The organism is Actinomadura harenae (assembly GCF_003696215.1).
Lineage (GTDB): Bacteria > Actinomycetota > Actinomycetes > Streptosporangiales > Streptosporangiaceae > Spirillospora > Spirillospora harenae.
The window spans coordinates 1-18,550 of record NZ_RFFG01000130.1; the positions used below are offsets into that span (position 1 = coordinate 1).

Here is an 18,550-nt window from a genome sequence, read left to right on the forward strand (position 1 = left end):
ACCCGCCAAACCCGAAAGAGGAATCCGAAGATCCCAGCAAAACAACCCCCCGAAAGGGATTGCATTTGCCTCAAAGAAATCCCTGCACCCGAATCCGAAGATCCACGTGCACGGGGTGATCAGGCATCGCCTGATCTATAAAGGCACTGGCTTTTGTCACGCTGTTGAGTTCTCAAGAAACGGACACCCACCGTGCTCCACCCGTTTTCGCGGGCTTCACTCCGGGGCAACCCTTCAAACTTACCCGATCCGTCCGGTTCGTGCAACTTCGTCCGGTTCGGGCATCCTCGGAGGCGACCACGAACGCCGAGGCGTTCGGTGTCGTTCCCGGGGGTTTCCCGCCAGGTCGGCCGCCGTCTCCGGCGTCCTGTTCCCCTGGGGGCAGGTAGAACATTAGGCCCGGTCGGCGGGACCGTCAAATCGACGCCGTGGACCTTAAATTGCCTGCTCAGCGCCCACTCACACGGGGCTCGGAGCACTTACGGGGCGTTTCCCGTGACCGCACTGTGACGTGAATCTACCGAGCTTTTCCCCGCCACATACCGAAGGCCCCGTCCGGCACACGGACGGGGCCCCTCGGCAAACAGGTCAGGAGCGGACGAGCTCCACGCCGCCGATGTTGCGCTTGCCCCGGCGCAGCACCAGGAAGCGGCCGTGCAGGAGGTCGTCGGCGGACGGGACGGCGTCCTCCGACTCGACCTTCGCATTGTTCACGTACGCGCCGCCCTGGGCGATCGCACGCCGGGCCTCGGACTTGCTCTTGCAGAGTCCGGACGCGGCGAGCAGGTCCGCGACGGGGGGCAGGTCACCCGGGGCGACCTCCGTGCGCGGGACCTCGGACAGGGCCGCGGCGAGGGTCCGCTCGTCCAGCTCGCGGAGCTCGCCCTGGCCGAACAGGGCCCGGGACGCCGCGATGGCGGCGGCGGTCTCGTCCGCGCCGTGGACCAGGGTGGTCATCTCCTCGGCGAGCGCGCGCTGCGGGATGCGGGCGGCGGGGCGTTCCGAGCCGTCCTTGAGTAGCTGCTCGATCTCCTCGCGGGGCTTGAACGAGAAGACCTTGAGGTAGTTCTCGATGTCCCGGTCGTCGGCGTTGATCCAGAACTGGTAGAAGGCGTACGGCGAGGTCAACTCGGGGTCGAGCCAGTAGGTCTCGCCGCCCGCGGTCTTGCCGAACTTGGAGCCGTCCGCCTTGGTGAGCAGCGGGGTGGTGAGCGCGTGCGCGGTGCCGCCCTCGACCCGCCGGATCAGGTCGACCCCGGCGGTGAGGTTGCCCCACTGGTCGCTGCCCCCGGTCTGGAGGACACAGCCATGCCGGCGGTACAGCTCCAGGTAGTCCATGGACTGGAGCAGGACGTAGCTGAACTCGGTGTAGCTCATCCCGGTCGACTCGAGCCGCGCCTTGACGGTCTCGCGGGCGAGCATCTTGTTGACCGGGAAGTGCTTGCCGACGTCACGCAGGAACTCGATGACCGACATGGGGCCGGTCCAGTCGAGGTTGCTGACCATGGTCGCGCCGGTCGGGCCGTCGCCGAAGTCCAGGAACTTCGAGACCTGGCCGCGGATGCGCTCGACCCAGCCCGCGACGGTCTCCTCGGTGTTGAGGACGCGCTCGGCGGACTTGCCGCTCGGGTCCCCGATGAGGCCGGTGGCCCCGCCGACCAGGCCGATGGGCCGGTGGCCGGCCAGCTGGAAGCGGCGCAGAGTGAGGATCTGGATGAGGTTGCCGAGGTGCAGCGAGGGCGCCGTCGGATCGAACCCGCAATAGAGCGTGACCGGCCCCGCGGCGAGCAAGGCCCGCAGTTCACTCTCGTCGGTGGACTGCGCGATCAGGTCGCGCCATGCGAGATCGTCCAGGATGTCGGTCACGGTCTCCCTCGTCTCCGGCTTGCTTCTTCGCTACGTCCACCAGCGTGCCCGGTGGACGGTGTCACAGGCTAACGATATTCGGGTCCGGCTGATGGGGTTCCGGCCGGTGGCCGGGGGGCGGCGCCGTCCCGTCCCAGGTCAGGGGCGGGTGGAGGGGCGGCGCTTAGGGACGTGGGGGCGGTAGGCGGAGACGGTGGGGTCGCCGTCGATCCAGAACCGCCAGGGGGTGTCCTTGCCGCCGTTCACGCCGACGCGGGGGCCCGAGCGGACGGCCGTGGGGACGAGCGGGTCGCCGCGCAGGACGCGCAGGGGGCCGTCCGGGTCGCAGACGTCCAGGCCGTTCTCGGGGCGGGCGATGGCGAGGGCCTTGCAGAGGCGGGCGGGCCCCCGGGCGAGGTCGCGGGCGGACGCGCCGGGCCGCCGGGCGGCGGCCAGGTCGTGACCGGCGATGATCTCCCCGGCGCGCAGGAGGATCCCGGAGGCCGTCCCGGCGGGGCCGCAGACCAGGTTGACGCAGTGATGCATGCCATAGGTGAAGTACACGTACGTGTGGCCGGGCGGGCCGAACATCACGGCGTTGCGGCCGGTCTGGCCGCGGTAGGCGTGGGACGCCGGGTCGCGCGGGCCCGCGTAGGCCTCGACCTCGGTGAGCCGGACGGCGACGGTCCCCTCGACGGTGGTGTGGACGAGGACGCTGCCGAGGAGGCGCGGGGCGACGAACTCCACGGGCGCGTCGTAGAAGGTCCGCGGCAGTGGTGTTCCGTCCATTCCCTGCCCCTGGTCGTCCGGTCCGGCCGAATCCACCGTACCGGCCGCCGCGCCGCCCGCGAACTGTGCGCTCGCGGGCGGGCGGAGTCGGGTCAGGAGCCGGTGCCGGCGGACCAGGCGGCGTGCTCGGTGACCTGGGCGCGCAGGGAGTCGAGCTGCTCGCGGACGCGGTCGGGGGCGGTGCCGCCGTGCGCCTTGCGGGACGCGAGGGCGCCCGGGACGTTCAGGACCTCCCGGACGTCCGGGGTGAGGTGCTCGGACACCTTGGCGAGCTCGTCGTCGGTGAGGTCGCCGAAGTCCTTGTCGTTGGACTGGCACCAGGCGACGAGGTGGCCGACGATCTCGTGGGCGTCGCGGAAGACGACGCCGCGCCGGACGAGGAGTTCGGCGAGGTCGGTGGCCAGCGCGAAGCCGTCGGGGGCGAGCGCCTCGAGCCGCTCGGTGTTGACCCGCATGGTCGCGACCAGCCCGGACAGGGCGGGCAGGACGGTGACGAGGGTCTCGACGGCGTCGAAGGCGCCCTCCTTGTCCTCCTGGAGGTCGCGGTTGTAGGTGAGCGGCAGGCCCTTGAGGGTGGTGAGCAGGCCGACGAGGTGGCCGATGAGGCGGCCGGCCTTGCCGCGGGCGAGCTCGGCGACGTCCGGGTTCTTCTTCTGCGGCATGATCGACGACCCGGTGGCGTAGGTGTCGTCCATCTCGATCCAGCGGAACTCCTGGGAGGCCCAGAGGCAGATCTCCTCGCCGAGCCGGGACAGGTGGACGCCGATCAGCGCGGTGACGAAGAGGAACTCGGCGACGAAGTCGCGGTCGGACACCGCGTCCATGGAGTTGGGCGCGGCGGAGTCGAAGCCGAGTTCGGCGGCGGTGGCCTGCGGGTCGAGCGGCAGGGACGAGCCGGCGAGCGCGCCGGAGCCGAGCGGGGACACCGACGTGCGGCGATCCCAGTCGCGCATGCGGGAGATGTCGCGGGTGAGGGGCTGCACATGGGCGAGCAGCTGGTGGGAGAACAGCACGGGCTGGGCGTGCTGGAGGTGGGTCATTCCGGGGGCGGCGACGCCGAGGTTGTGCTCGGCCTGCGCGATCAGCGCGGTCTCCAGCTCGACGAGGCGGGACACGATCTGGCGGGCGTGGTCGCGCAGGTAGAGGCGCAGGTCGGTGGCGACCTGGTCGTTGCGGGAGCGGCCGGCGCGGAGCTTGCCGCCGAGCGCGCCGAGGCGTTCGATGAGTCCGCGTTCGAGGGCGGTGTGGACGTCCTCGTCGGCGACGGTGGGCCGGAACTCCCCGTTCGCGCACGCCGTCTCGAGGTCGTCGAGGGCGCCGATCATGCGTCCGAGCTCGTCGTCGGTGAGCAGGCCCGCGCGGTTGAGCACGCGGGCGTGGGCGCGCGAGCCCATCAGGTCGTAGGGGGCGAGCCGCCAGTCGAACTGGACGCTCACCGAGAGCCGCGCGAGCGCGTCCGACGGGCCGCCTTCGAACCGGCCGCCCCACAGGCGCGTCGGTGCCTTCGTCACTGGTAAGTCCCTCTTCTGGTTGACCGCTGTCGGTTGTCTGGTTCTGCTGCACGCGCGCCGCGCGGACGGGCGGACGGTCTCGCCGGGCCTCGCGCCGCTGGTCGGACGCGCGCTCCGCCGGGTGCGTGCCGGATGCCCCGCGCCGTCGGGCCGGCGCCGGGCTAGCTTCGTCGGTCGCGTCCGGCGGCGAGGCGGAGCAGGGCCTCGGCGAGGTCCCGGCCGCCGACGGGGTCGCGGGCGATGACCAGGATGGAGTCGTCGCCCGCGACGGTGCCGAGGACGGACGGCCATTCGGCGTGGTCGATGGCCGAGGCGAGGTACTGGGCCGCGCCCGGCGGGGTGCGGACGATGACCAGGTTGGCCGACGCCTCCGCGGAGACCAGCAGTTCGGCGGCGAGCCGGGTGAGGCGGCCGTCGAAGGTCTCCGCGGCGCCGGTGGGGACGCGGCGGATGCGTTCGCCGCCCTCCCCCGGCACGGCGTAGATCAGGCTGCCGTCCTCGGCGCGGAGTTTCACCGCGCCGATCTCCACCAGGTCCCGGGACAGGGTGGCCTGGGTGACCTCGACGCCCGCGTCCGCCAGGAGTTTGGCGAGTTCGCCCTGGGAGTGGACGGGGTGCCGGGACAGCAGTTCGATCACCCGGGCGTGCCGGGCGGCCTTGGTCATCGGTGTCGTCACGCAGTGTTCTCCAGTAGCCAGGTCAGCAGGGCCTTCTGCGCGTGCAGACGGTTTTCTGCCTCGTCCCAGACCACGCTCTGCGGGCCGTCCAGGACGGCGGCGGCGATCTCCTTGCCGCGGTAGGCGGGAAGGCAGTGCAGCACGACCGCGCCGGGCGCGGCGTGCGTGAGCAGCGCCTCGTCCACAGAATACGGTTCGTAGAGGGCGGTGTCCTTCCCTTCCTGCCCCATGGACACCCATGTGTCGGTCGCGAGAGCGTCGGCTCCGGTCGCGGCCTCGACGGGGTCGGCGGTGACCAGGACGGATCCGCCGGTCGTGGCGGCGATCCGCTCGGCGTCGGCGACGACGGCGGGGTCGGGCGGGAGGGACGCGGGCGCGGCGATCCGGACGTGCATGCCGGCGGTGGCGCATCCGAGCAGGTAGGAGTGCGCCATGTTGTTGGCGCCGTCGCCGAAGTAGGCGAGGGTGAGCCCGGTGAGGTCGCCCTTGTGCTCGCGGATCGTCTGGAGGTCGGCGAGCACCTGGCAGGGGTGGAACCGGTCGGTGAGCGCGTTGAGGACGGGCACGGTGGTGCCGTCCGCCATCTCTTCGACGCGGGACTGGTCGCCGGTGCGCCAGACGATCGCGGCGGCCTGCCGTTCGAGGACGCGGGCGCTGTCGGCGATGGACTCGCCGCGTCCCATCTGGCTGGCCGCGGTGTCGAGGACGAGGGCGTTGCCGCCGAGTTCGGCGATGCCGACGGCGAACGACACGCGGGTGCGGGTGGACGACTTGTCGAACATGACCGCCACGGTCCGGGGCCCGGCGAGGGGCTTGTGGGCGAAGCGGTCCTTCTTCATGGCGGCGGCGAGGTCGAGGACCTCGGCCTGCTCGGCGGGGGTGAGGTCGTCGTCGCGGAGGAAGTGCCGGACGGTCACGGGGCGGTCTCCTGCGTCTGGGCGGCCGTGTCGAGGATGGCGGGCAGCGCGTCCAGGAAGGAGCGGGCCTGCGCGGCGGTGAGGACGAGCGGGGGCGCGATCCGGACGGCGTCCGGGCGGAGGGCGTTGACGAGGAACCCGGCGGCGCGCGCCGCGTCCTGGACGGCGCCGGACGCCTCGGACGTCAGGACGATCGCCTGCCACAGTCCTCGTCCGCGGACGCCCGCGAGCAGCGGGTGGTCGATCGCGGCGACGCCGTCGGCGATGAGCGCTCCGACCTCGGCGGCGTTGGCGAGCAGGCCGTCGCTCTCCAGGGTGTCCAGGACGGCGAGGGCGGCGGCCGCGGCGACGGGGTTGCCGCCGAAGGTGCTGCCGTGGTCGCCCTTGGCGAAGGTCTCACCGTGCTCGCCGAACGCGACGACCGCGCCGATCGGGAGGCCGCCGCCGAGGCCCTTGGCGAGGGTGAGGACGTCGGGGCGGGCGTCCTCGTGCTGGAAGGCGAACCAGGCGCCGGTCCGGCCGATGGCGGACTGGATCTCGTCGCCGACGTAGAGCGCGCCGTTGGCGGTGCAGATCTCACGGACGGCGGCGAGGTAGCCGGGCGGCGGCGGGACGACCCCGGCCTCACCCTGGGTGGGTTCGAGGAACACGGCGGCGCAGTCCTCGGTGACGGCGTCCTTGAGCGCGGCCGCGTCCCCGTACGGGATGAACCGGACGTCCAGGGCGTACGGCCCGAACGGCTCGCGGATCGCGTGCTTGCCGGTGAGGGAGAGCGCGCCGAGGCTGCGGCCGTGGAAGCCGTCCTCGGTGGCGACGAAGTACGTCTTGCCCCTGGCCTTGCCGTACTTGATGGCGATCTTCAGCGCGGCCTCGTTGGCCTCGGTGCCGCTGTTGGCGAGGAAGACCCGTCCGTCGCCGCCGAGCAGGCCGAGCAGCCGTTCGGCGAGCAGGATCTCCGGCTCGTTCACGAACAGGTTGGACGTGTGGGCGATCTTCGCGACCTGCCCGGTCACGGCCGCGACGAGGGCGGGGTGGGCGTGGCCGAGGGAGCTGACGGCGATGCCGCCGACCAGGTCCAGGTAGGCGTTGCCGTCGGCGTCCCAGACCGTGCAGCCCTCGCCGCGCGTGAGCGCGAGGGGCGGGACGCCGTAGTTCGGCATGAACGCGGTCTCGTACCGCTTCCTCAGATCGTCGTTGTGGGGGGTGGTCACGCGGGTTCTCCCTCCGGCGCCGCCGGTTCGTCGTCGTCGGCCGTCACGGGTCCGCCCAGGCTCCCGGGCGTGACCATCGTGCCGATGCCCTCCTCGGTGAAGGTCTCCAGCAGCAGCGCGTGCGGGACCCGTCCGTCCAGGACGTGGGCCTGCGGGACGCCGCCGCGCACCGCCGCCAGGCACGCCTCCATCTTGGGGACCATGCCCGCCGACAGGTCCGGCAGCAGCGCCGCCAGCTCGTCGGTCGTCAGCCGGTCGATGACGTCGTCGGACGCGGGCCAGTCGGCGTACAGGCCCTCCACGTCGGTCAGGACGACCAGCTTCGCGGCGTCGAGCGCGACGGCGAGGGCCGCGGCGGCGGTGTCGGCGTTGACGTTGTAGATCTCGCCGTCGTCGCCGCGCGCGACGCTGGACACGACCGGGACGCGGCCGTCGTTCAGCAGCGCGTTGACGGCGCCGACCTGCACCTCGACGATCTCGCCGACCTGGCCGAGGTCGACCTTCGCGCCGTCCACGACGGCGTGCTTGCGCTCGGCAGTGAACAGGTTGGCGTCCTCGCCGGACATGCCGACGGCGAACGCGCCGTGCCGGTTGATGAGCCCGACGACGTCCCGCTGCACCTGCCCGACCAGCACCATCCGGACGACCTCCATCGCCTCGGGCGTGGTGACGCGCAGCCCGGCGGTGAAGGACGACTCGATGCCGTGGGCGGCGAGCGCGGCGTTGATCTGCGGGCCGCCGCCGTGGACGATGACCGGCCGCAGCCCGGCGTACCGCAGGAACACGATGTCCTCGGCGAACTGGTGCCGCAGCGCCTCGTCCGACATGGCGTGCCCGCCGTACTTGATGACGATGGTCTTGCCGTGGAAGCGCTGGAGCCAGGGCAGGGCGTCGATCAGCGTGGTCGCCTTCGGCAGGACGGCGTCGCGCCTGCGCCGCATCCGTTCTCCGGAGATCAGCCCGCTCACGAGCTGTAGGCCGAATTCTCATGGACGTAGTCGGCCGTGAGGTCGGTCGTCCAGACGGTCGCGCTGTGCGGGCCCGCGGACAGGTCCACGGTGATGGTGACGTCGCGCGGGCGCAGGTCGACCTTGTCGCGGTCGTCGCCGACCGAGCCGTTGCGGCAGACCCAGACGCCGTTGATCGCGACGTTCAGCTCGTCCGGCTCGAAGACGGCGTCGGTGGTGCCGGCGGCCGCCAGCACCCGGCCCCAGTTGGGGTCCTCGCCGTGGATGGCGCACTTGAGCAGGTTGTTGCGGGCGACGGTGCGCCCGACGGTGACGGCGTCGGCCTCGCTGGCGGCGCCGACGACCTCGATCGCGATGGCCTTGGAGGCGCCCTCGGCGTCCACGAGCATCTGCCGGGTGAGGTCGGCGCACAGGTCGACGAGCAGCTCGGTGAAGGCGGCCGCTTCCGGGGTGACGCCGGTGGCGCCGGACGCCATGAGCAGGACGGTGTCGTTGGTGGACATGCAGCCGTCGGCGTCGAGCCGGTCGAGGGTCGCGCCGGTGGCGGTGCGCAGCGCGCGGTCCAGGGTCTCGGCGGGCAGGTCGGCGTCGGTGGTGATGACGCACAGCATGGTCGCCAGGGACGGCGCGAGCATGCCCGCGCCCTTGGCCATGCCGCCGATCATGTAGCCCTCGCCCTGCCGGAAGGCGATCTTCGCGACGGTGTCGGTGGTGCGGATCGCGTCGGCGGCGGCGAGGCCGCCGTCGCCGCGGGACAGCTCGGCCGCGGCGGCCTCGACGCCCGGCAGCAGCCGGTCCATGTCCAGGCGCGTGCCGATGAGGCCGGTGGAGCAGACGGCGACCTCGCCGGCCGAGTCGGACAGCAGGTCGGCGACGCGCTCGGCGGTGACGTGGGTGTCGGCGAAGCCGTCCGGGCCGGTGCAGGCGTTGGCTCCGGCGGAGTTCAGGATCACCGCGCGCAGCCGTCCGCCCTTGAGGACCTGCTCGGACCACTGCACGGGCGCGGCCTTCACGCGGTTGCGGGTGAAGACGCCGGCGGCGGCGCGGGACGGGCCCTCGTTGACGACGAGGGCGACGTCGCGTCCGCCGTTCGTCTTGAGTCCGGCGCTGACTCCTGCGGCGCGGAATCCTTGGGGGGCGGTGACGCTCACGGGGCGACTCCGATCGTGGTGAGGCCGACGGTTTCGGGGAGGCCGAGGGCGAGGTTGGCGCTCTGGACGGCGCCACCGGCGGTGCCCTTGGCGAGGTTGTCGATGGCGGCGACCGCGACGATCCGGCCGGCGCGCTCGTCGAGCGCGACCTGGACGAGCGCGGTGTTGGCGCCGAGGGTCATCGCCGTGGCGGGCCACGTGCCTTCGGGCAGCAGCTCGACGAACGGCTCGCCGTCGTAGGCGGCGGCGTAGGCCTGGCGCAGGCGGTCCGCGGTGAGGCCGGGGCGGGCCTTGGCGGTGCAGGTCGCGAGGATGCCGCGGCTCATCGGGGCGAGGGTCGGGGTGAACGACACCGTGACCGGCTCGCCCGCGACGGCGGACAGGCTCTGCTCCATCTCGGGCGTGTGCCGGTGGACGCCGCCGACGCCGTAGGCGCTGACCGAGCCCATGACCTCGCTGCCGAGCAGGCTGGTCTTCAGTCCCTTGCCGGCGCCGGACGTCCCGGACGCGGCGACGACCACGACGTCCGGTTCGGCGATGTGGGCCATCATGGCGGGGAACAGGGCGAGCGCGACCGAGGTCGGGTAGCAGCCGGGGACGGCGATCCGGTTCGTCCGGCGGAGGACCTCGCGCTGGCCGGGCAGTTCCGGCAGGCCGTAGGGCCAGGTGCCCGCGTGGGGGGAGTTGTAGAAGAACTCCCACTCGTCCGGGTCGTGCAGGCGGAAGTCGGCGCCGCAGTCGACCACGAGGGTCTCGTCGCCGAGCAGCCGCGCGATCGGGCCGGACTCGCCGTGCGGGAGCGCGAAGAAGACGACGTCGTGGCCGGCCAGGGTGGCCGGGCTGGTCGGGTCGAGGACGCGGTCCGCCAGGGATCGCAGGTGGGGCTGGTGCTCGCCCAGGCGGCTGCCCGCGTTGGAGCCCGCCGTGACCGCGCCTATCTCGAATTCCGGATGTCCCGCCAGCACGCGCAGGAGCTCACCGCCCGCGTATCCGCTGGCACCGGCGACCGCCGCTCGGATTCCCATCTCTCACTGCCCTCCCGAAGCAATGAGCAAAAGTATGCACTCCTATGGATGACTATTCAACACCGCGCACCCGAGACTCTCATCATGTGAGACATACCGGCCACTATTTAGCCATCTAATGATTTGACGGCTAACAGTACGTTGGCTAACAATGTCGCCCATGGACACCGAGAAGCTGGGCTACGGGGACCTCACGTTCCTGGGGCCACCGGAGGAGTGGCCGATCGGCCGCCTGTTCGGCGCCGCGATGCGGCTCGGCGGCCCCGTGATGTGGCGGATCGTGGAGCGGCACGGGGTGAGCCCCGCCGGGTTCTTCCTGCTGCGCCTGCTCCGCGGCCACCCCGACGGCCTGCGCGCGGGCGACGCCGCGCGGGGCCTCGGCGTCACCCCGGCCACGCTCACCTCGGTCGTCAACACGCTCGAACGCGACGGCTTCGTCGAACGCCGCCGCCACACGAGTGACCGGCGCGCCGTCCTGCTGCACGCCACCGAGGCGGGTATCACGCTGCTCGAGGACGTCGGCCCCGGCATCGGAGCCGACATGAACGAGCTGTACGACGTGCTGGCCCCGGAGGACGAGCCCGCCGTCCGCCGCTTCCTGATCAGTCTGATCAACCGGTTCGAGGAATTCTCGAAGGGAGACCGGGAGTGCTAGACCGACCCGCCGCGGAGCGACCCCCCGCGGAGCCGCCCGTCGACGAGATCCGGGCCGCCGTCCGGACCGTCGACCTGTACAAGACCTACAAGGGCCCCGGCGGCGACGTCGAGGCCGTCCGCGGCATCGACCTGTCGATCGCGCACGGCGAGTTCTACGGGCTGCTCGGCCCGAACGGCGCCGGGAAGTCCACCACGATCGGGATGCTGACGTCCCTGGTCGTCCCCACGTCCGGACGGGCCGTCGTCTGCGGTTTCGACGTCGCCAAGCACCCGGTCGAGGTGAAGCGCCGCATCGGCATGGTGTCCCAGGGCAACACCCTGGACAACGAGCTCAACGCGTTCGAGAACCTGGAGTTCCGCGGACGCTACTTCGGGCTCTCGGCCCGCGACGCGCGCCACCGCGCGGACGAGCTGATGGAGATGTTCAACCTCACCGACCGGCGCAAGGGCAAGCCGTTCGAGATGTCCGGCGGGCAGGCCAAGCGGCTGATGATCTGCCGGGCCCTGGTGCACCGCCCCGAGGTGCTGTTCCTGGACGAGCCGACCGCCGGCCTCGACCCGCAGACCCGCGTCAACCTGTGGGACGTGCTGCGCGAACTCCAGCGCGAGGGCCAGACCATCCTGCTGACCACGCACTACATGGAGGAGGCCGAGGCACTCTGCGAGCGCGTCGCGGTCGTCGACCACGGCAAGGTCCTGGCCAGCGGCACCGTGGACGACCTGAAGGCGTCCGCCGGGGCCGACACCGTCATCACGGTCGCCTACGACGGGCCCGTCCCGGACGGCGTCGCGAAGCTGCGCGACCGCGGCGGCGTCACCAAGGTCGAGGTCACGGGCGACCAGGTGCGCGTGTTCGCGCACTCCCCCGACGGGGTGCTCGGCGAGCTCGTCGCGATCGGCGCGGCCACCGGAACCGGCGTCACCGACGCGTCCCAGCTGCGGCCCAGCCTGGAGTCCGCCTTCCTCAGCCTCACCGGTAAGGAGTACCGGGAATGACCGCCGTCTCGACCCCGGCGGGCGCCGCGCCCGCCGTGCGGCCCACCCTGCCGCGCACGTTCCTGGCGATGATGGCCCGCGAGCTGCGGGTGCTGCGCAAGAACTTCGTCGCCACGTTCGCCCGGGTGCTGATCCAGCCGCTGATGTTCGTGTTCGTGTTCTCCTACGTCCTGCCGAAGATCGGCGGCGCCGGGACGGGGGCGATGGCGGCGGCCGGGCGCGGCGCCACCTTCTCCACCGTCCTGGTGCCCGGCCTGGTCGGATCGGCCGTGGTCATGCAGGCGATGATGGCGGTGATCTTCCCGCTGATGATGGAGCTGAACTGGCAGCGGTCCATCACCGACCGGGCGCTCGCGCCGCTGTCGGTGCCGATGCTGGCCGTCCAGAAGATCACCGCGGCCGGGCTGCAGGCGCTCATCGGCGGGCTCCTGGTGTTCCCGTGCGTGCTGTTCGTGCACGCGTCGGGGCAGGGCCCGCACGTCCACGTGGGCAACTGGGCGACGCTCGTGGCCGTCCTGGTGCTCGGGTCGGCGATGTCGGCGGCCGCCGGGCTGTGGCTCGGCACGCTGATGGACCCGCAGAAGGTCCAGATGATGTTCGCACTGGTCCTGCTGCCGATGTCGATGCTCGGATGCGTGTACTACCCGTGGGCGGCGATGGACCACATCCGCTGGCTGCAGGTCCTCGTCCTGGCCAACCCGATGGTGTACGTGAACGAGGGGCTGCGCGCCGCGCTGACCCCGCAGGTCGGGCACATGCCCGCGTGGGCGTACCTCGGCGTCCTGGTCCTCGGGACGGTGCTGCTCGGCTGGCTCTCGACGCGGACGTTCACCCGCCGCGTCCTGCAGTAGTCCGGCAGGACGCGGCGGATGCCCGGCGGGACGCGGCGGGCCTTCCGGCGGGGGCTCACATCGGGTCGGTCTCGGTCAGGCCCTCGGCGCGGTCCGCACGCAGCCAGCGGGTGATCCCGAGGCCGCGCAGGAACGGCAGGTCGTGGCTCACCACGACCAGGGCGCCCTCGTAGGCGTCGAGGGCCTGGCCGAGCTGCCGGACGCTCTCCATGTCGAGGTTGTTGGTCGGCTCGTCCAGCAGCAGGAGCCGCGGGGCGGGCTCGGCCAGCAGCAGCGACGCCAGGACGGCGCGGAACCGCTCGCCGCCGCTGAGCGTCCCGGCCGGGCGCTCGGCCCGGTCGCCCCGGAACAGGAACCGGGCCAGACCCGCGCGGACGCTCTGGACCGACGCGTCCGGGGCGACCGCGCGGACGTTGTCCAGCACGCTCAGGCCGTCGTCCAGCACGTCCAGGCGCTGCGGCAGGTACCGGACGCCCTCCACGCCCACGTTCACCTCGGCTCCCTCCGGGACGCGCTCCCCCGTGAGGGCGCGCAGCAGGGTCGTCTTGCCCGAGCCGTTCGGGCCGGTCAGCGCGATCCGCTCGGGCCCGCGGACGATCAGCTCGTCCAGCGTGCCCGGGACGGGCGCGGGCGCGGCCAGGCCGGTGACGGTGAGGACCGTCCGGCCCGCCGGGACGTGCGTCGCGGGCAGTTCGATCCGGATCCCGGTGTCGTCGCGGACCAGCTCCTCCGCCTCGGCGAGCCGTTCGCGCGCGCCGTCGAGACGGTCCTCGTGGAGCTGCCGGTGCTTGCCCGCCGACACCTGCTGCTGGCGTTTGCGCTGCTTCATCACCGCCCTCGGCTCCCGTTTCCGCTCGTACATCTTGTGCCCGTACCGGACGCGCCGGGCGAGCTTGGTGTGCGCCTCGACCAGTTCGCGTTTCTGCTTGCGGACGTCGCTCTCGGCGGTGCGGACCATCCGCTCGGCGGCGTCCCGTTCCACGTCGAGGAGGTCCTCGTAGGCGGTGAGGTTGCCGCCGAACGTGCGGATCCGGCCGTCGCGCAGGTCGGCGATCTCGTCCATGCGGTCGAGCAGTTCCCGGTCGTGGCCGACCACGACCAGCACCCCGGTCCAGGCGTCCACGGCCTCGTAGAGGCGGTGGCGGGCGTCGACGTCGAGGTTGTTGGTCGGCTCGTCGAGGAGCAGCACGTCCGGACGGGCGAGCAGCAGCGCCGCGAGCCCGACGAGGACGGTCTCGCCGCCGGACAGCGTCCCGACCGTCCGGTCGAGGTCCAGGTGGTCCAGGCCGAGCCGGTCGAGTTCGGCGCGGGCGCGCTCCTCCACGTCCCAGTCGTCGCCGACCGCGGCGAAGTACTCCTCGGTGGCCTCGCCGCGTTCGATGGCGTGGAGCGCGGCGCGGGCCGGGGAGATCCCGAGCAGGTCGGCGACCGTCCGGGCGGTGCCGAGCGGCAGGGTCTGCGGCAGGTGGCCGACCCGTCCCCGCACCGACACCGACCCGGACGCCGGACGCAGCTCCCCCGCTACCAGTTTCAGCAGCGTGGACTTGCCGGATCCGTTGGCGCCGATCAGGCCGGTGCGGCCGGTGCCGAACGCGGCGTCCAGGCCGTCGAGGACGACGGCGCCGTCCCGCCAGGCGAAGGTGAGGTCGGAGCAGATGATGGCGAATGACATGAGGGCCTCCATGAACGTGCCAGGGACGATGAGCGGGACACATGGAGGCACCGCGGCCGTCGCGCGTCGCGCGCGGGCATGAAGGGCCCGGCCGGGAAGTCCGCTGAGATCGCTGCGCGTCCTCGAGCCCGTGTGACGGGCGAGGCGACTGCGCGGTGCCTGCGACCTCAGATCTCCAAGGGACTCCCCTGCCGGACGACGTTGTGACGCTCACGAGGCTACCCGCTCCGCTAATGCAACACAAGTCGCATTAGCGAGGAACTCAGAGAAGGGCCGGAGCGAGGCGCTCCAGCTCGTCGACCATGCCCGACAGGCTCCCGGCCGACGGCGTGACCAGCACGTGGTCGGCCCCGGCGTCCAGGTACTCGGCGACCCGCCGCGCGATCGCCTTCTCGTCGCCGTGCGCGTAGACGGCGTCGAGCACGCGGTCGGACACGTTCTCGATCTCGTCGGCGGAGAAGCCGAGCCTGGCCAGGTTCCGCGCGTAGGCGGCCACCCGCAGCCCCTGGGAGGCCGTGGCGCGCAGGGTCGCGCGGGCGACGTCCGGGTCCGGCTCGATCAGGGCACTGACCTGCGGGATCACGAGCCCGTCGGGGCCGAGGACACGGCGCGCGTCGGCGGTGTGGGCGACCGGGACGAAGAAGGTGTGGACACCGTCCGCGCGGTCGCGGGCGAGGTCGAGCATGCGCGGGTTGATCGCCGCGAGGACGCGCGGATACGGCGCGTCCGAGACGAGCCGGCGGGCCGGGAAGCCCGGCGGAAGGGGCGTTCCGGCGTCCATCTCGTCCAGGTAGGAGCGCATCTTCTGGAGCGGCTTCCACTCGGCCACGCCCACCGCCTGCGCCTGGTAGGGGTGACCGGCGCCGATCCCGAAGACGAAGCGGCCCGGATAGGCGTCGGCGAGCGTCGCGGCGCCGCCGTGCGCGGTGCCGCCGTGCCGCGCCCACACGTTGGCGATGCCGGTGCCGACGACCAGGTCCTCGGTCGCGGCGAGGTAGAGGGCGTGCTGGGCGAAGGCGTCCTTGCCGCCGACGGTCTCACCCGTCCAGACCGAGCCGTAGCCGAGGGCCTCGATCCGGGCCACCTCCCGCGTCTCCTCGGCCGCCGGGACCGGGCCGTAGACCTGCTTGTTGAGCCACACTCCGACGCGTCCGAGCCGCCGACGGGCCTCGCGCACGACGTCCGCATCCACCATGGAACACCTCCGGGAACAGTAAGCTGAGGGGTCCTCCATTTAAGCGGAGGAGTCCTCCGATTAACAAGGGGTGCACGCGTGCCGAATCCGGAACGTCCCATGCGCGCCGACGCGCGCCGCAACTACGAGCGCCTGCTCGCCGAGGCCAGGACGGTCGTCGCCGACCAGGGCACGGACGCGTCCCTGGAGGAGATCGCGCGCCGCGCGGGCGTCGGGATCGGCACCCTGTACCGGCACTTCCCCACCCGCGAGGCGCTGCTCGAAGCGTTGCTGCGCGACCGGTTCGACGGCCTGCGCGCCCACGCCGAGGACCTGCTCACGCGGGACGACCCCTTCGAGGCGCTCCTCGCCTGGATGCGCCGCCTCGCCACCGGCACGGTCGCCTACCGCGGTCTCGCGCAGGCGATGATGGCCGCGCTCCAGGACGAGACGTCCGAGCTGTACGTGTCCTGCCACGGCATGCGCGCCGCTGGGGAGGCCCTGCTCGTGCGCGCGCAGGAGGCGGGAGAGGTGCGTCCGGACGTCCACCCGAACGACGTGCTGTACCTCGCGAACATGGTCGCCACCGCCGCCGAGCAGACCCCGGACGACACCGGCCTTCACGACCGTCTCCTCACCTACACGACCGACGGCCTCCGCCCGCGGTAGCCGGTGGACGATATCCCCCCAAGCTCGGCATGCTTACCGGGTGAGGAGCAGGGTTTTCGTCGGACGGGCCGCCGAGCTCTCCGCGCTGCGCGCCGCCTACGCGCGCGCGGAGGAGAGCGAGATGGCCGTCGTACTGGTGGCCGCCGAGGCGGGCGGGGGCAAGTCGCGGCTGGTGGAGGAGTTCGTCCAGGGACGGCGCGCGCTGGTCGGCGGCTGCCTCGACCTCGGCGCGGCGAGCCTGCCGTACGCGCCGTTCACCGCGATGCTGCGGCGGCTCGGCCCGGACGCCGTCACCCGGCTCACGTCCCCGGCGGCGCGGCGCGAACTCGCCCGGCTGCTGCCCGCGCTCGGCGACGCCGCCCCCGACGAGGGATCCGGGCAGGTGCGGCTGTTCGAGCACGTCCTCGGCCTGACCGAGCGGCTCTGCGCCGACGACCCGGCCGTCCTGGTCGTGGAGGACGCCCACTGGGCCGACCGCTCCACCCGCGACCTGCTCGCGTTCCTGGTGAACAACCCCGTGCCCGCCAAGGTGCTCCTCGTCGTCACCTTCCGCACGGACGAACCGGAGTCGCGCGCCCTGTTCGCCGACCTCGCCCGGCTCCCGCACGTGACCCGGCTCGACCTGCCGCCGCTCACCCGCACCGAGGTCGCCGCGCAGGTCCGCGGGCTGCTCGGCGGCGCCGCACCGTCCATGATCCGGGACGTCCACGCCCGCGGCGGCGGCAACCCGCTGTTCATCGAGGCCCTCGCCGAGAACCCCGGCGAGGCCGTCCCCGGCTCCCTGCGCGACCTGCTGCTCACCCGCTTCCGCGCACTGCCGGACAGCACCCGCGCCGCCGTCCGCGTCGCGAGCGCCGCCGGCGACCGGGTCGGCCACGACCTGCTCACCGCCGCCGCCGACGACCGCGGCCTGGAGGAGGCGCTGCGTCCGGCGGTCGACCGCGGCGTGCTCGTCGCGGACGAGGACGGGTACGCCTTCCGGCACGCGCTGATCCGCGAGGCCGTCCACCTGGACCTGCTGCCCGGCGAGCGCGCCCGGCTGCACCGCCGCTACGCCGAGGCCATCGAACGCGACCCGGCCCTCACCGAGGCCCCGACCAGTGCCCTCGCCGTCCACTGGAACGCCTGCGGCGACCACGCCCGCGCGCTCGAGGCCGCGTGGCACGCGTCCGGCGAGAGCGCCCGTGCCGCCGCCTACGCCGAATGCCTCGCGCTGCTGCGCCGCGTCCTGGACCTCTGGGACCGCGTCCCCGACGCCGCGGCCCGGATCGGCGCCGACCGGGCGGAGGTCATGCGCCTGTCGGCGCGGGTCTCGGTCACGACCGCCGACTTCGAGTACGGGATGCGGACCGTCCGAACGCTGCTGAAGAACGCCGGGGACCCCGACGAGCTCTCCCAGCTGCTGTCCCTGCGCGGCGTCTTCCGCGGCTTCGCCGGGCAGAGCGACGACCTCGACGACTTCCGCGAGGCCGAGCGGCTGGCGTCCCGCCCCACCCCGCAGCGGGTGTGGGCGCTCACCCAGCTCAGCGCGCGGCTGTCGGTGCGCGGCGACCTGGCCGCCGCCGAACGCCTCGGACGCGAGGGACTCGACCTGGCCCGCGAGCTCGGCGGGCATCCGGCCGTGGACGAGCTGCGCGTCACCGTCGCGTCCGCCGCCGCCCGCGACGGCCTCGGCGACCTGCGTCCCCTCGAACGGCTCCGCTGGGCCGACCTGAACGACGACGCGCGCATTCGCGTGTTCACCCACCTGTCCCACTCCTACGAGGGCTCCGGACGGTCCGCCGACGCGCTCGCCGCGATCGAGGAGGGCCTCGCGCTCGCGGAACGCTTCGGCCGCACCCACAGCGCGGGCCTCCCGATGGTCAACAACCGGATCGAGGCCCTGTTCCGGCTCGGCCGCTGGGACGAGGCGGCCGGTCACCTGCGCCGCGCCCTCGACCGCCACCACAACCCGGCGATGCGCATCCAGCTCGGCATCTGGGCGGCCGCGCTCCGCGCCGCGACGGGCACCGGCCCGCAACCGGAGCCCATCGCCCTCGCCGAACCCGTCGGCTCCGGCTACCCGCAGACCTCACTGCCGCTCGCGCACCGGCTCATCGACCTGCGCCTGTCCGAGGACGACCGGCCCGCCGCCCGCGCCATCGCCGAGACCGCCCTCGCCCACCCCGACCTGACCCTCCAGCCCATCTTCGCCTGGCCCCTGCTGGAGGCCGCCGCCCGAGCGGGCGTCCTCGCCCCGCCCGAGGTGATCGCGCACGCGCCCGTCGAGGGCGCCGTCTCCACCGCGCACGCCGCAGCCGTCGCCGCCCGCACCGGCGACGCGTCCGGCTGGGAGACCGCCATCGGCGTCTGGGAAAGCCTGGACCATCCCTACTCGCTGGCCCGCGCCCTGTTCGACGCGGCCTGCGCCGACCTCGCCTCCGGCGCCCGCGGGCCC

Annotated in this window: 16 protein-coding genes; 5 read left to right on the plus strand and 11 right to left on the minus strand. The window is 72.9% G+C overall.

From position 1 onward, the window contains the following. Window positions 1-588: 588 nt before the first annotated feature. The 9 genes from tyrS to argC form a co-directional block, all read right to left on the minus strand. Window positions 589-1,866 (minus strand): tyrosine--tRNA ligase, encoded by a 1,278-nt coding sequence (tyrS, locus tag EBO15_RS37995; RefSeq protein WP_122199318.1) that lies wholly within the window; start codon window positions 1,864-1,866, stop codon window positions 589-591. A 138-nt stretch (window positions 1,867-2,004) separates the two neighbouring features. Further along, window positions 2,005-2,634, minus strand: coding sequence for a DNA-3-methyladenine glycosylase (locus EBO15_RS38000; RefSeq protein WP_122199319.1), 630 nt, complete (start codon window positions 2,632-2,634; stop codon window positions 2,005-2,007). Window positions 2,635-2,726: 92 nt separating this feature from the next. Next, entirely contained in the window at window positions 2,727-4,145 is a 1,419-nt protein-coding gene (gene argH / locus EBO15_RS38005) for an argininosuccinate lyase (protein WP_122199320.1), read from the minus strand. Window positions 4,146-4,306: 161 nt separating this feature from the next. After that, window positions 4,307-4,810 carry an arginine repressor gene (locus EBO15_RS38010; RefSeq protein ID WP_122199330.1) on the minus strand — a complete coding sequence of 168 codons (504 nt, stop codon included), beginning with the start codon at window positions 4,808-4,810 and terminating at the stop codon, window positions 4,307-4,309. An 8-nt stretch (window positions 4,811-4,818) separates the two neighbouring features. Next, a complete protein-coding gene (gene argF / locus EBO15_RS38015; RefSeq protein ID WP_122199321.1) occupies window positions 4,819-5,739 on the minus strand; it encodes an ornithine carbamoyltransferase in 921 nt (306 codons plus the stop codon). Beyond that, window positions 5,736-6,950 (minus strand): acetylornithine transaminase, encoded by a 1,215-nt coding sequence (locus tag EBO15_RS38020; protein WP_267898457.1) that lies wholly within the window; start codon window positions 6,948-6,950, stop codon window positions 5,736-5,738. The genes argF and EBO15_RS38020 overlap by 4 nt, the downstream gene beginning before the upstream one ends. Beyond that, window positions 6,947-7,891, minus strand: coding sequence for an acetylglutamate kinase (gene argB / locus EBO15_RS38025; RefSeq protein ID WP_122199332.1), 945 nt, complete (start codon window positions 7,889-7,891; stop codon window positions 6,947-6,949). Before argB ends, EBO15_RS38020 begins: the two co-directional genes overlap by 4 nt. A gap of 23 nt (window positions 7,892-7,914) precedes the next feature. Then, window positions 7,915-9,069, minus strand: a complete 1,155-nt coding sequence (argJ, locus tag EBO15_RS38030) for a bifunctional glutamate N-acetyltransferase/amino-acid acetyltransferase ArgJ (protein WP_122199322.1) — start codon at window positions 9,067-9,069, stop codon at window positions 7,915-7,917. Beyond that, window positions 9,066-10,094 (minus strand): N-acetyl-gamma-glutamyl-phosphate reductase, encoded by a 1,029-nt coding sequence (argC, locus tag EBO15_RS38035; RefSeq protein ID WP_122199323.1) that lies wholly within the window; start codon window positions 10,092-10,094, stop codon window positions 9,066-9,068. The genes argJ and argC overlap by 4 nt, the downstream gene beginning before the upstream one ends. Window positions 10,095-10,254: 160 nt before the next feature. Between argC and EBO15_RS38040 the strand changes: the two genes are divergently transcribed. From EBO15_RS38040 to EBO15_RS38050, 3 genes are read left to right on the plus strand one after another with little or no spacing between them, the layout of a single operon-like run. Further along, the gene (locus EBO15_RS38040) at window positions 10,255-10,749 is read left to right on the plus strand and encodes a MarR family winged helix-turn-helix transcriptional regulator (protein ID WP_122199324.1); all 495 of its coding nucleotides are present in this window, start codon (window positions 10,255-10,257) and stop codon (window positions 10,747-10,749) included. After that, window positions 10,743-11,747 (plus strand): ABC transporter ATP-binding protein, encoded by a 1,005-nt coding sequence (locus EBO15_RS38045; RefSeq protein ID WP_233616738.1) that lies wholly within the window; start codon window positions 10,743-10,745, stop codon window positions 11,745-11,747. Before EBO15_RS38040 ends, EBO15_RS38045 begins: the two co-directional genes overlap by 7 nt. Beyond that, window positions 11,744-12,598: an ABC transporter permease gene (locus tag EBO15_RS38050; RefSeq protein WP_122199325.1), complete on the plus strand. Its 855-nt coding sequence runs from the start codon at window positions 11,744-11,746 to the stop codon at window positions 12,596-12,598. Before EBO15_RS38045 ends, EBO15_RS38050 begins: the two co-directional genes overlap by 4 nt. Window positions 12,599-12,653: 55 nt before the next feature. Here the strand turns inward: EBO15_RS38050 and EBO15_RS38055 are convergent, their stop codons facing one another. Together EBO15_RS38055 and EBO15_RS38060 are read right to left on the minus strand one after the other, a co-directional pair. Next, a complete protein-coding gene (locus EBO15_RS38055; protein WP_122199326.1) occupies window positions 12,654-14,270 on the minus strand; it encodes an ABC-F family ATP-binding cassette domain-containing protein in 1,617 nt (538 codons plus the stop codon). Window positions 14,271-14,532: 262 nt separating this feature from the next. Continuing rightward, entirely contained in the window at window positions 14,533-15,465 is a 933-nt protein-coding gene (locus EBO15_RS38060) for a TIGR03620 family F420-dependent LLM class oxidoreductase (protein ID WP_122199327.1), read from the minus strand. 78 nt (window positions 15,466-15,543) lie between these two features. Between EBO15_RS38060 and EBO15_RS38065 the strand changes: the two genes are divergently transcribed. Both EBO15_RS38065 and EBO15_RS46950 read left to right on the plus strand, forming a co-directional pair. Next, the gene (locus EBO15_RS38065; RefSeq protein ID WP_233616739.1) at window positions 15,544-16,113 is read left to right on the plus strand and encodes a TetR/AcrR family transcriptional regulator; all 570 of its coding nucleotides are present in this window, start codon (window positions 15,544-15,546) and stop codon (window positions 16,111-16,113) included. 40 nt (window positions 16,114-16,153) lie between these two features. After that, the coding region (locus tag EBO15_RS46950) for an ATP-binding protein (RefSeq protein ID WP_122199329.1) at window positions 16,154-18,550 on the plus strand (2,397 nt) is incomplete at its 3' end.